Raw genomic sequence first — 12575 nt, 5'->3', positions numbered from 1 at the left:
CTTTTTGTAAAGCGACTCAGCGAGGAGGACGTGGTGACGGCGGTCTCATCCGGGACGATCCCAGCGGGGTCGACCGAACAGTGGCGGGACAGGAAGCGGTATCTCTGGCTCATCGGCCTGGTCGTGCCTTCGCTCGCCTTCGTGGCGCTGGGCATGCACCAGCTCACCGGCTGGGGGATCTGGTACTGGATCGGACCGGTGGTGATCCTGGTGGTCGTTCCGGCCATCGACCTGCTCGTCGGCCTCGACCGGGCCAACCCGCCGGACGACGTGATCGAGGCGCTGGAGCAGGACAGGTACTACCGCTGGATCACCTACCTGTTCCTGCCCATCCAGTACGCCGGGTTCGTCGCGGCGTTCTGGGTGATCACGCACGGTGGGCTGTCCGTGGCCGACAAGGTGGGCCTGGCCGTCTCCATCGGCTGCATCGGCGGTATCGGCATCAACACCGCCCACGAACTCGGCCACAAGAAGGAAAGCCACGAGCGCTGGCTGTCCAAGATCGCGCTGGCGCAAAGCTTCTACGGGCACTTCTACATCGAGCACAACCGCGGGCACCACGTCCGCGTCGCCACCCCCGAAGACCCGGCGAGCAGCCGGGTGGGCGAGAACTTCTACCAGTTCTGGCCGCGCACGGTCTGGGGTTCGCTCAAGAGCGCGTGGGGCCTGGAGAAGAAGCGCTACGCGCGCCGCGGCCGGCATCCGTTCCGGCTCGGCAACGACGTGCTCAACGCGTGGCTGATGTCGGCGGTGCTGTGGGCCGTGATGGTCGCGGTGTTCGGCGTGGGCATCCTGCCCTATCTGGCGATTCAGGCCGTGATCGGTTTCTCCCTGCTCGAAGTGGTCAACTACATGGAGCACTACGGGATGCTGCGCCGCCGGACCGGGCCGGACGGCACGGGCCGCTACGAGCGGGTGGACCCGTCCCACAGCTGGAACTCCAACAACATCGCGACGAACGTGCTCCTCTACCACCTGCAGCGGCACAGCGACCACCACGCCAATCCGACGCGCCGGTACCAGACGTTGCGGGACTTCGAGGAGTCCCCGGTGCTGCCCACCGGCTACGCGGGGATGATCGTGCTCGCGCTGTTCCCGCCGTTGTGGCGCAAGGTGATGGACCCTCGCGTGCTGGCGCACTTCGACGGCGACATCAGCCGCGCCAACATTTCCCCGCGCAAGCGGGAGAAGGTGCTCGCGCGCTACGCGACGGGGAGGGCGGCGTGAGCGCGTACCTCTGTCCCGGCTGCGAGTACCGCTACGACGAGACCACCGGGGAGCCGCGCGAAGGCTTCCCCGCGGGCACACCCTGGGACGAGGTGCCCGACGACTGGTGCTGCCCGGACTGCGGAGTGCGGGAAAAGATCGATTTCGAGCCCGAAGCGTGACCGAGCGGAGGCGATGACGTGAAGATCGTGGTGGACCGGGCCAAATGCGAGGGCCTGGGCATGTGCGAGGCGATGGCGCACGAGTTCTTCGAGGTTCAGGACGACGGCACGATGGTCGTGCTGGACGAGAACCCGGGCGAGGAACACCGCACCGAACTCGCCGCGGCGGTGGACGCCTGCCCGGTGCTGGCCCTGAGCCTGAAGGACTGACGGCGTGGAGCGACTGGTCGTGGTGGGCGCCTCGCTCGCCGGGCTGCGCGCGGTGGAATCGGCCCGGCGCACCGGGTTCACCGGCCGGATCACCCTCGTCGGCGCGGAGGAGCACCTTCCGTACGACCGGCCGCCCCTGTCGAAGGCGTTCCTGGACGCGGGTCACGACGGCGTCGCGACCCCGTTCCGGGATGCGGACGAACTCACCGGGGAACTGGGCGTGGAGTTGCGGCTCGGTACCCCGGCCGAGGCGCTCGACCTCGCGGAACGGGAGGTCGTCGTCGGCGGGCGCCCGGTGCCCTACGACGCGCTGGTGATCGCCACGGGCGCGGGCCCGCGCCCCTTCCCGCCCGGGGAGGGCATCGCGGGCGTGCACGCGTTGCGCACGGTCTCCGATGCGGTGGCGATCCGGGCGGCACTGGACGCCGGTGCCCGGACGGTGGTGATCGGGGCCGGGTTCATCGGCTCCGAGGTGGCGTCGGCGGCGAGGAAGCGCGGCCTGGCCGTGACCGTGGTGGAGGCGCTCGAACTGCCGCTGACCCGGTCGATCGGGCCGGTGGCCGGAACCGTGTGCGCCGAACTGCACCGGGCGGGCGGCACGGATCTGCGGCTCGGCACCGGCGTGGCGGGCATCGAAGCCGAGAACGGGCGGGTGACCGGGGTCCGGCTCGACGAGGGGACGATGCTGCCCGCCGACCTCGTCGTGGCCGGGATCGGCGCGCTCCCCGCGACCGGCTGGCTGCACGGCAGCGGGCTGCGGCTGCACGAGCGCGACGGGGGAGTGGTGTGCGACGCGACCCTGTGGACGGGGGCGCCGGGCGTGTACGCGGCGGGGGACGTCGCGCACGCGGTGAACCCGCTCTTCGACGGGGACCTGATGCGCCTGGAACACTGGACGAACGCGGCGGAGCAGGGGGCCGCGGCGGCGCGGCACGCGCTCGACCCGGCTTCGGCGCGGCCGCTGGACTCGGTGCCCTACTTCTGGTCCGACTGGTACGGGCATCGCCTGCAGTTCGTCGGCACCCCGGTCGCGGACGAGGTGTGCACAGCCGAGCCCGAGCGGAAGGGGTTCGCCGCGCTGTACCGGCGCGGGGACCGGATCGTCGGGGCGCTGACCGTCGACCGGCCGCGTGACATCATGAAGTATCGCCGTCGCATCGTCGAGCGGGACGAGTGGACGGGCACACCGACCGGGAAGAAGCACGAGACCAGCAGTGACCAGCCAGTTCACCACGACCGTCCGGGCACTGGGCGGCGGTGAGACCGCCGTTCCGTTGCGGGCGCAGATCGTGCGGGCCGCCGCGAAGGTGACCTGCGAGACCGGGTGGTCGTCGGTGCGGATGGGGCAGCTGGCCGACATGATCGGTGTCAGCAGGCAGACCGTCTACAACGAGATCGGCTCGAAACAGAAGCTCGCCGAGGAGATGGTGCTCGCCGAACTGCGCAACTTCCTCGTCCTGGTGGAAAGCGCGTTCGAGCGGAATCCGGGCGACGTGGTGGCCGCGATCCGCGAGGCCTGCCGCAACGTCCTCGAGTTCGCCGGGGACAATCCGCTGCTGCGGGCCGTGGTGAGTGCTTCGCACGGCAGCGACAACGATCTGCTGCCGTTGCTGACCACCCAGTCCCAGGCGCTGATCGCGACGGCGAAGGCGGTGGTGCGCGACCGGCTCACGGCCTACACCGTGCCGCTGTCCGACCACGAACTCGAAGCGGCGACGGACCTGCTGGTCCGGGCCGTGCTCAGCCACGTCATGCGGCCCAGCGACACCCCGGAGCGCTCCAGCGCCGACATCGCGATGATCGCCGCCCGGATCCTGGGCACCACCGCCTGACCCCCGGCCGCCCCCGTCAGGCCGACTGGTGCAGCAGGTCGGTGACGGCTTGGACGATCTCGTCCGCGTGCTTCACGTGGAGGAACTGGTGCGGCGCGTCGGCGAGGACGCGCTGCTCGCCGCGGGGAACGGAGGCGGCGATGGCGGCGTGCATCCGGTGGATCCCTTGGTGGAGGGCCTGTTCCAGCTCCCCGGAGGCGAACTGCGCCCAGTAGGGGTTTCGGCCCATCGCCGTGTAGACGATCAGCGGGACATCGGGAAGGCCCCCGCCGCCCCGCAACTCGTCGTAGAGTTCGCTCTCGAAGTTCAGCGTTTCCAGGACCGCGGTGCGCCAGGCGGCGAGTTGCGCGGTGATCAGGGGCTCGCGCACCGCCTCCGGCCACTCCGCGAACACGCCGTCCAGCGCCGCGCGGGAGGCCTCGAACTGTTCGGTGGTCGGTTCCGGAAGCGTCGCGAGGTCCGGCTTCATCTTCTCGTTCAGCTCCGCGGCTTCGGGCGGCATGAAGTCGAAGATGTCCTCATGCCCGGGGTCGAGCAGGAGCAGTGCGGCCACCTCCCCCGGGAAGAGTTGCGCGAAGCGGCGGGCGTAGAACGCGCCCAGTGAGTGCCCGGCCAGGACGTAGGGCGCGGGTACGGCGGCGGCCCGCAGTAGTTCGCGGAGTTCGGTGGCGACGTCCTCCGCGCTGCGCGGCAGGGCGACCGGCTCGCTCCATCCGGTGCCGCCGCGGTCGTAGAGCACGCTCGTGGTCAGTTTCGCCGTCTTTTCCTGCACGTTCAGGAAATGCAGGCCGAACAGGCCCGCGCCGGGCAGGAACACGACGCTCGGCCCGCCTTCCCCCGAGCGGTGCAGCCACAACCGCCGTCCTCGGGCCGGGTATCGCTTCCCCAGTGGTGGTTCCTCGTCGATCGCGGTCACCGGTATCGGGGTGGACATCATGGCTTCCCTCCAGCTGTATTCGCAACTTTGCGAACGGTAGCAGATGTGAGAACATCTTGGCGTGGATTCGTTGAAGCTGCTGGTGCATCCGGTGCGGCTGCGCATCGTGCACGCGCTGTCCGGCGGGCGTGCACTCACCACGGCCGAGCTGAGCTCGCGGATGCACGACGTGTCGAAGGCGACGGTGTACCGGCACGTCGGCCGTCTCGCCGACGCCGGTGTCCTGGAGGTCGCCGCCGAGCAGCGCGTGCACGGTGCGGTCGAGCGGCACTACCGGCTGAGGCGGGAGCGCGCGGTGATCGGCGACGAGGCCGTGGCCTCGGTGTCCAAGGAGGAGCATCGCCGGGTGTTCGCCGCCGCGATGGCGATCCTGATCGCGGAGTTCGGCGCCTATCTCGACCGGGAATCCTCGGATCCCGTCGCCGACTCGGTGGGTTACCGGCAGCACGCGCTCTGGCTGGACGGCGAGGAGCTCGCCGCGCTCATCGCCGAGTTGCGCGCCGCGATCGTTCCCCGGCTGGGCAACGAGCCGGTGCCGGGCCGCGCGCAGTACCTGCTCAGCCCGATCCTCTTCCCGATCGAGGAAGAGATCCGGTAGAAAACCGGTGGCATCCGATTCGTCCGGATGTTCGCCATGTCTTCACCAACCGTGCTGTTGGTCGGTTTCTTTTCTGACTACACGATTTGTTCCACCGCTGTACGCGGACTTGTCACCACGGGGTCCCGTTCGCGTGTCTTGGCCGGATTTGAATGCGCCTGTTTGGTTTTTCCGTTTCGTTCTCTGGAGGCACCGGTCGATGAGATTCAACAGGCGCATGGTCACCCGCGCGGGGATCATCGGGGTGGCGGGCTCGGTGGCCCTGGGCGGGGTGGTGGCCGCCGGAGCGTTCGCGCAGGACAGGCACGGCCACGACGGTGACGACGCTTTCCGTCTCGCGCTGACCGGGGTCGCGGCCAACGCGAAGGCCACCGGGATGAGCGCCCCCAACGTCCTTTCGCCGGAACTGGCGGAGCAGGCCGTCGCGCAGGGCTCGCTCAAGCTGGAGAACGGCACCGCCGACGTGCCGTACTACGGTTACCGCGGTGACGGCCCGTTCGTGGCCGCGCCCGGCGACCTGCCCGCCAAGGGACACCAGGTCGAGGCCTCGAAGACCGAGCCCGACAAGAACACCTACCTCGTGCTGCGCGGCCAGCGCGGTGCCGACCCGCACTACGACTACGGCACGCACTTCCTGTTCCAGGGCCACGAAATGGGCAAGTCCGGGTACATCACCCGGATCAACCTGGACGCCGACGCCGCGCACCGGGTCACGCTGCTGGCCACGACCACCACCGACGGCACCGCGCTGCCGACCTTCGACGGCTCCACCTGGGACCCGTGGGCGCAGCGCCTGCTGTTCACCGCGGAGAACGGCAACGCCGGCGGCGTGTGGCAGTCCACCACCGGTCCCAACGCGCAGGTCGAGGACATCTCGGCGGCGCTGGGGCGCGCGGGTTACGAGGGCGTCCAGAACGACTCGGCGGGCAACGTGTGGCTGGTCGAGGACTCCGGCGGCACCACCGTGCCCGGCGACAAGGCCAAGCTGCCCAACAGCTTCGTGTACCGTTTCGTGCCCGCCGAAAAGGGCGACCTCAAGCACGGCAAGCTGCAGGCCCTGCAGGTGGTCTCCGCCCGCACCGGAACGCCGATCGCCTTCCAGGGCATCGACGCGGCGCACCCGACCGGCGGTGCCTTCACCGACGACATGAAGGACCTGCACACCTACGGCAAGACGTTCACCACGCGCTGGGTGACGCTGCACGACACCGCCACCGACCCCTCGGGGCAGGCGTTCGACGCCAACGCGCTGGCGAAGGCGGCGAAGGCGACCCCGTTCAAGCGTCCGGAGAACGGCCAGTTCCGCCCGGGCACCGGTTTCCGCGAGTTCTACTTCGACGAGACCGGTGACACCAACACCGACTCCACGGCGAACAACGGTTTCGGTGGCTGGGGCGGTGTGCTCAAGCTGGCCCAGACCGACCCGAAGGCCGACACCGGCACGCTTTCCCTGGTGTACAACGGGGACAAGGAGCACTCCGGGCTGGACAACGTGACCTTCGTCGACGCGGACCACATCGCCTTCGTGGAAGACGCCGGCGACACCCTGCACACGCAGCGCGGACTGCTGGACTCGGGCTACCTGTTCGACCTCAACGCCGACTACGCCCACGGCGCCCAGCCGGTGCGGTTCCTCGCCGAGGGCCGCGACGCCTCCGCGACCCTCGACTCGGCTCTGGGTGCCTATAGCGGTTTCCAGAACGACGGGGACAACGAGATCACCGGTATCCACCTGTCCAACGGTGACGCCTCGCCGCAGGGCCTCCTCGGTGCCAAGGTGCCCACCCCGCTGGCGAACGGCTGGCGGCTGTTCTGGACGCAGCAGCACGGCGACAACGTGACCTGGGAAGTCCTCCCGGCCCGTCGCTGACACCTTGCCGCGATTCCCGTGAGGGGTCCCCTCACAGTCGATACGACTGTGAGGGGACCCCTCACGGCTTTCCGGCGAACCGTGGTGCTCAGTAGGCGACGGTGAAGCGGATGCCGCGGTGGCGCGGGTTTTCGGCCTCGTCGAGCAGGGCGACCGCGAAGTCCTCCATCGAGATGGCCGAAACCCCTTCGTCGTCGAGAAGGAGTTCGTCGCGCCCCAGCCGGTACCGGCCGGTCCGCGGGCCGGGTTCGAGCAGGCCGGGCGGGCTGAGATAGGTCCAGTCCACCTCCCGCTCGGCGAGGCACAGTTCGTATTGCCGGGCGCACGCGAGCGCGATGCCCCGCATCTCCGGCGGGAAGTCCGGGTCCTCGACGACGGTCGCGCCGCCGGTCCCGGGCACGGTGAGGCTGGCGGCCCCGCCGACCACCAGCAGGCGGATCCCGGTGCCGCGCAGGCCCGTGAGCACCGCTTCGGTCGTGGCGACGAGTTCGGGTTCCCGCCCGGGCGCGGGCCGGGTGGCGGTGACGACGAGGTCGTGCCCGGCGCCGAGAGCGGCGACCCGGCGGCGGTTCGAGACGTCGCCGGTGACGATCGTGGCGGGCAGATCCGGTGCCCGCGAGGGATTCCGCACCACGGCGGTGACCTCGTGGCCGCGAGCGGCCGCCTCGGTGACCACTCGGCTGCCGACGTTTCCCGCGGCTCCGAACACGGCGATGCGCATGACGTTTCAGACCTCCACGAGTGGTTGCCGCCGCTGGGCGGGCTTCAGCTGGGCGACGACGAGTGCGGCGAGGACGATGACGGCGCCCACCGCCTGCAGCGGGGTGAGGGACTGGCCGAGCACGAGCCAGCCGAGTGCGGTCGCGACCACCGGGCTGAGCAGGGCGAGGAAGGTGACGCCGGTGGTGGGCAGCGCACCGATTCCCCGGAACCACAGCGGATAGGCGAGCATCGCGCCGACGACGGTGAGGTAGGCGTACCCGGTGAGGTTCGCCGTCGTGATGGTGGCGGGCGGCGGTCCCTCCACCAGCAGGGTGACCGGGAGCAGCACGAGCCCGCCCGCGACCAGTTGCCAGCCGGTGGTGGCCAGCAGCGGGGCGGGTGAACGCCACCGTTTGCTGAGCACGACGCCGGTGGCCATCACCAGTGCGCTGCCCACCGCGGCCGCCAGTCCGAGCGCGTCGAGCCGGGCGGTGGCCCGCAGCACCAGCAGGCCGACGCCGAGGACGCCGGCGAGTCCGGCGAGGGTGGTGCGCAGGGTCATCCGTTCGCCGAGCAGGCCGGTGGCCAGGGCCGCGGCCAGCAGGGGCTGCAGTGCGCCGATGGTCGCGGCGACCCCGCCCGGCAACCGGTAGGCCCCGATGAAGAGCAGGGCGAAGAAGGCACCGATGTTGAGCGTGCCCAGGACGAGCGAGCGCCACCACCACTGCCCGCTCGGCAGTCGCCGGGTGAGCGCGACGAGCACGATTCCGGCGGGCAGGGCCCTGGCGAGCGCCGCGAGCAGCGGCCTGCCGGGCGGCAGGAGTTCGGTGGTGACCAGGTAGGTGGTTCCCCAGACCGCGGGGGCCAGCGCGGTCGTCAGCACGACGGCCCCTCGATTGCTTAACACTAAGACAATCTATCTCAGTGCTAAGACAGTTTGCCTCGTGTTGTGGGTCACAGCAGGTCGACGCGCTCTAAGCTGAGCTGATGGCGGATCACGTCGACTTCGTGCTGGAGCAGTGGGGAAGGCAGCGTCCCGACCTGGACCCGTCGCCCATGGGCGTGATCGGGCGCATCAGACGGCTTGCCAGGCTGGTCGACGCCGAACTGGCCCGGACCTTCGCGGTGCACGGGCTCGACGGGTCTTCCTTCGACGTGCTGGCGACCCTGCGGCGCAGCGATCCGCCGCACCGGCTCACGCCCAAGCAGCTGATGCGCTCGACCATGATCACTTCGGGCGGGGTCAGCCAGCGCCTCGACCGGCTCGAGGGGCGCGGGCTGGTGCGCCGCACCCCCAACGAGGCCGACGGACGAGGGGTGCTCGTCGAACTCACCGAAGAGGGCAGGGCGCTGATCGACCGGGCCCTGCCCGACCACGTCGCCAACGAGCACCGGGTGCTGGGCGCGCTGGACGAGTCCGAACGCGCCGAGCTCTCGGACAAGTTGCGCGCCCTGCTGGAATCCCTGGGCGACACCATCGAATAGCGGCGCCCGGCGGTGGATCAGCCGATCCGGTCCCGCAGCGCGGCCCGCACGGTGGGCCAGTCCTCGGCGGTGATGGAGAACAGCACCGTGTCGCGCACGCTGCCGTCGGCGCGGCGCTGGTAGCGGCGCAGGGTGCCTTCGCGCCGGGCGCCGAGCCGGGCGATGGCGCGTTGGGAACGCACGTTCCGGACGTCGGTCTTGAGCTGCACGCGGCCGGCGCCGAACACTTCGAATGCGTGGGTGAGCAGCAGCAGCTTCACCGACGGGTTGACCGCGGTGCCCCAGACCGCCGGGGTGTAGGCGGTGCCGCCCACCTCCATGCGCGCGTCGTGCGGTGAAACGTCCAGATAGGACGAAGTGCCGACGATGCTGCCCGCGGGCAGTCCGGCACAGGGTTCGAGCAGCCGGACGAGCCAGGGCACCCGCCCAGCCAGCTTGGCCTGCTCGAAGCTTTTCGCGTAGTCCGCCGCGCTGTCTGGCCGGGCGGCCAGGTGGCGCCAGACCCGATCGTGGTCGAGCACCGCGAACAGGGCTTCGGTATCGCGTTCGGGGTCGAGCTGGGTCAGTTCCACCAACCCGTCGTGGAGTCGCAGTTCGGGCGCGGGAGGCCAGGACATGACCGGCCAGGGGGTGTCGGCCGGTCGCGGGTCGGAGACCACGCCGAGCGTGTCTCCGGCGCCACCAGTTGAGGTCATGGTGACCAGTGTCGCCGCTTCCCGGCCGGGGTGGAAGTGATATTCCGCCTGTCGAACCGGCTGGAACAAATCGTTATGCGGCAAGGGATTCCGGCCGGAAACCTGGCTTTCGGGAGGGTGAACGGACGGCGAATTCACGGCGTCGCGAAGGGAGCGCCCCCGCCCGGGAGGGGGAACCGGGCGGGGGCTGGAAGCGCGCGCCGGTCAGGCGTGCGCGAGGGCCTGTTCCCAGGCGCCGTACCCGCCGATCAGATCGGAGACATCGGCGTGCCCCGCCGAGCGCAGCACGCTCGCCGCGATCGAGGACCGGGTTCCGCCCGCGCAGTAGACGACGACCGGTCCCGGCGGAACTTCGCCGAGCCGCCGGGGAAGTTCGGCGAGCGGGATGTGCAGCGCGCCCTCGATCACGCCACCGGCCAGTTCGCCGGTGTTGCGCACGTCGAGCAGGGCCGGCGCCGGGGTCCGGCCGAGCACCTCCCGCAGTTCCGTCACGGTGAGCCTGCCGGCCCGCGCGAGTTCCCCGGGAATTCCGGCGAACGCCGCTTCCGGCTCGCGCAGGTAGCCCACCACCGTGTCCAGGCCGATCCGGCCCAGCCGGGTGACGACCTCCTCGACGTTCTCCTCCGCGGCCACCACGAGGATGTCCTTGCCCGGCTCGAGGACCATGCCCGCCCGCTCGGCGAACCGGCCGTCGGCCGGGACGTTGAGCGAGCCGCGCAGATGCCCGGCGGCGAACTCCTGCGGATCGCGCGTGTCGAGCACGACCGCGCCGTCCGCCCTGCGCGCCAGGAACGCCTCGGCGTCCAGCGCCCGCAGGTGCCCGGCCAGGTCGAACAGGCCGCGCTCCTTGCGGTTGAGCACCGCGTCGTAACCGAAGTACCCGGGCGCGGACGGCTGGCCTTCGGTGACGAGTGCCAGGAACTCGTCTTCGCTCATCGGCGCGCAGGCGTAGTTGGTCAGCCGCTGGATGCCGATGGTGGACTGCCGCTCGGTGGACAGGTTCTTGCCGCAGGCGGAACCCGCGCCGTGCGCGGGGAAGACCCGGACGTCGTCGGGCAGGGCCATCAGCTTGTGCTGCACGCTGTCGTAGAGCATGCGGCCCAGTTCGTCGGCGGTGACCCCGAGCGAGGCGAGCAGGTCGGGCCTGCCGACGTCGCCGATGAACAGCGCGTCCCCGGTGAGCACCCCGTAGGCCACCTCGTCGCCGGCGTGCTCGTAGACCAGGATGCTGATGGACTCGGGGGTGTGCCCGGGGGTCTCCATGATCTGCAGCGTCACGTCGCCGAGGCTGATGCGCTCGCCGTCGGCGAGTTTGCGGACCGGGAACTCCGCGCCGGAGGCCCGCTGCCCGTAACCGATCCACGCCCCGGTCTGCGCCGCCAGCTCCAGGTGGCCGGAGATGAAGTCCGCGTGGAAGTGGGTGTTGATGACCCCTTCGATGCGCAGCCCGCGCTCGTTGGCGTCCGCGAGGTATTCGGAGATGTCGCGGCGCGGGTCGACGATGACGGCACGTCCGGTGCCCTCGTCGGCGATCAGGTAGGAAGCCTGCGAAAGGCAGTCGAGGTAGTACTGCGTGAACAACATGGTGCGATCCTCCAAAGTGGTCAGACGAGACCCTTGAGCATGGCGTGCCAGTACATGGCGGGAAGGCCGAAACGCTTGAGCAGCCACATGTCCTGCCGCGGTTTCGTGGTGTCGATGAACGGGATGCTCGGGGCGGGTTCGAGGTCGTAGCCGAACTCCGCGAGCAGCATCCGGTTCCTGGCGGTCACCACCGGGCAGGAGGTGTAGCCGTCGTAACGCTTTTCCGGCTCCCGGCCGGACAGCACGTCGCGCAGGTTCGCCACGACCGTCGGCGCCTGCTTGCGGATCGCCGCCCCGGTCTTGGAAGTGGGCAGGTTCGCCACGTCGCCGAGCGCGAACACGTTGCCGAACCGCTTGTGCCGCAAGGTGTACTGGTCCACGTCCACATAGCCGGATGCGTTGGCCGGATCGGCGAGGGGGCTGGCCTTGACGAAGGCGGGCGCGCTCTGCGGCGGTACGACGTGCGCGAGGTCGAAGGACAGGGTTTCCTTCGTCCCGGCGGCGTGGTCGACGATGTCGGCCGTGCGGGCCTGGCCGTCCAGTGACACCAGTTCGCTGGAGCGGCGGACCTCGATGCCGTAGTTCCTGGCGACCTTCTCCAGTTGGTCGGCCCACACCGGGACCTTGAACATCACCGGGTCGGGCAGCACGAACACGACGCGGATGTCGTCGAGCACGCCCTGTTTGCGCCAGTAGTCGGCGGCCAGGTAGGCGATCTTCTGGGGTGCGCCGCCGCATTTGATCGCGCCGGCGGGCTGGGTGAACAGCGCCGTGCCCGAGCGCAGGTTGCGGATCAGCTCCCAGGTGCGCGGGGCGAGGTCGGCGCGGTAGTTGGAGCTGACCGGGCCGGTGGAGAGGGCTTCTTCGAGTCCGGGCACCCGGTCGAAGTCCAGCTGCAGGCCGGGGGCGACCACCAGCGCGTCGTAGGACAGCTCGCGGCCACCGGCGGTGACGACAAGGTTGCGGTCGGGTTCGAACGTGGCGGCGGCCTCGCGCAGCCAGCGGACGCCCCGCGGGATCAGCCCGGCCTCGGGGCGGCCGGTGCGCCGTACGTCGGCCTGCCCGCCGCCGACGAGTGTCCACAAGGGTTGGTAGTAGTGCGTCGTGGCCGGGTCGAGCAGGGTGACGTCGGCCGCGCCTGCCCGCCGGAGGCGGGCGGCGACGGTGAGTCCTGCGGTACCGCCACCCACGATGAGGATGCGGCCGGTGGGGAAGGGCTGTGCCATCGAGGGGTCTCCTTGGGCGAGCAACTCTGCTTGTACCCCTGGGGGTAT

At 70.3% G+C, this 12575-nt stretch carries 12 protein-coding genes and 1 pseudogene; 7 read left to right on the top strand and 6 right to left on the bottom strand.

Annotated features, from left to right (window positions below; genetic code table 11):
- Positions 1–33 precede the first annotated feature (33 nt).
- The 4 genes and pseudogenes from ORV05_RS27075 to ORV05_RS27055 all read left to right on the top strand — a co-directional run bounded on the left by ORV05_RS27075 (position 34) and on the right by ORV05_RS27055 (position 3430).
- Positions 34–1388: pseudogene (locus ORV05_RS27075) on the top strand (fatty acid desaturase).
- A gap of 60 nt (positions 1389–1448) precedes the next feature.
- Positions 1449–1598, top strand: a complete 150-nt coding sequence (locus ORV05_RS27065) for a ferredoxin (protein WP_407652800.1) — start codon at positions 1449–1451, stop codon at positions 1596–1598.
- Between the two features lie 4 nt (positions 1599–1602).
- Positions 1603–2859: an NAD(P)/FAD-dependent oxidoreductase gene (locus tag ORV05_RS27060; RefSeq protein WP_268754817.1), complete on the top strand. Its 1257-nt coding sequence runs from the start codon at positions 1603–1605 to the stop codon at positions 2857–2859.
- Positions 2813–3430, top strand: a complete 618-nt coding sequence (locus ORV05_RS27055; protein ID WP_326938090.1) for a TetR/AcrR family transcriptional regulator — start codon at positions 2813–2815, stop codon at positions 3428–3430. Before ORV05_RS27060 ends, ORV05_RS27055 begins: the two co-directional genes overlap by 47 nt.
- A gap of 16 nt (positions 3431–3446) precedes the next feature.
- Here the strand turns inward: ORV05_RS27055 and ORV05_RS27050 are convergent, their stop codons facing one another.
- Positions 3447–4364, bottom strand: coding sequence for an alpha/beta fold hydrolase (locus ORV05_RS27050; protein WP_268754816.1), 918 nt, complete (start codon positions 4362–4364; stop codon positions 3447–3449).
- Positions 4365–4428: 64 nt separating this feature from the next.
- Between ORV05_RS27050 and ORV05_RS27045 the strand changes: the two genes are divergently transcribed.
- Both ORV05_RS27045 and ORV05_RS27040 read left to right on the top strand, forming a co-directional pair.
- The gene (locus ORV05_RS27045; RefSeq protein WP_268754815.1) at positions 4429–4965 is read left to right on the top strand and encodes a helix-turn-helix domain-containing protein; all 537 of its coding nucleotides are present in this window, start codon (positions 4429–4431) and stop codon (positions 4963–4965) included.
- A gap of 199 nt (positions 4966–5164) precedes the next feature.
- Entirely contained in the window at positions 5165–6835 is a 1671-nt protein-coding gene (locus ORV05_RS27040; RefSeq protein WP_268754814.1) for a PhoX family protein, read from the top strand.
- A gap of 88 nt (positions 6836–6923) precedes the next feature.
- On the opposite strand, the gene ORV05_RS27035 is transcribed toward ORV05_RS27040, so the two are convergent.
- Both ORV05_RS27035 and ORV05_RS27030 read right to left on the bottom strand, forming a co-directional pair.
- Positions 6924–7556: an NAD(P)-dependent oxidoreductase gene (locus ORV05_RS27035; protein WP_268754813.1), complete on the bottom strand. Its 633-nt coding sequence runs from the start codon at positions 7554–7556 to the stop codon at positions 6924–6926.
- Between the two features lie 6 nt (positions 7557–7562).
- Positions 7563–8420, bottom strand: a complete 858-nt coding sequence (locus ORV05_RS27030; RefSeq protein WP_268754812.1) for an EamA family transporter — start codon at positions 8418–8420, stop codon at positions 7563–7565.
- A 104-nt stretch (positions 8421–8524) separates the two neighbouring features.
- Between ORV05_RS27030 and ORV05_RS27025 the strand changes: the two genes are divergently transcribed.
- The gene (locus ORV05_RS27025) at positions 8525–9022 is read left to right on the top strand and encodes a MarR family winged helix-turn-helix transcriptional regulator (protein WP_268754811.1); all 498 of its coding nucleotides are present in this window, start codon (positions 8525–8527) and stop codon (positions 9020–9022) included.
- A 17-nt stretch (positions 9023–9039) separates the two neighbouring features.
- Here ORV05_RS27025 and ORV05_RS27020 read toward each other — a convergent pair whose 3' ends face one another.
- From ORV05_RS27020 to ORV05_RS27010, 3 genes are all read right to left on the bottom strand, one after another.
- Positions 9040–9717: a GNAT family N-acetyltransferase gene (locus ORV05_RS27020; RefSeq protein ID WP_268754809.1), complete on the bottom strand. Its 678-nt coding sequence runs from the start codon at positions 9715–9717 to the stop codon at positions 9040–9042.
- A gap of 204 nt (positions 9718–9921) precedes the next feature.
- Positions 9922–11301 carry an MBL fold metallo-hydrolase gene (locus ORV05_RS27015; protein WP_268754808.1) on the bottom strand — a complete coding sequence of 460 codons (1380 nt, stop codon included), beginning with the start codon at positions 11299–11301 and terminating at the stop codon, positions 9922–9924.
- 20 nt (positions 11302–11321) lie between these two features.
- Complete coding sequence (locus ORV05_RS27010; protein WP_268754807.1) at positions 11322–12527, bottom strand: NAD(P)/FAD-dependent oxidoreductase; 1206 nt, start codon at positions 12525–12527, stop codon at positions 11322–11324.
- Positions 12528–12575: the final 48 nt, after the last annotated feature.

Origin of the sequence: Amycolatopsis cynarae, from assembly GCF_026802195.1 — a bacterium.
GTDB lineage: Bacteria > Actinomycetota > Actinomycetes > Mycobacteriales > Pseudonocardiaceae > Amycolatopsis_E > Amycolatopsis_E rhizosphaerae.
This window is presented reverse-complemented; position numbering and strand designations above follow the sequence as displayed.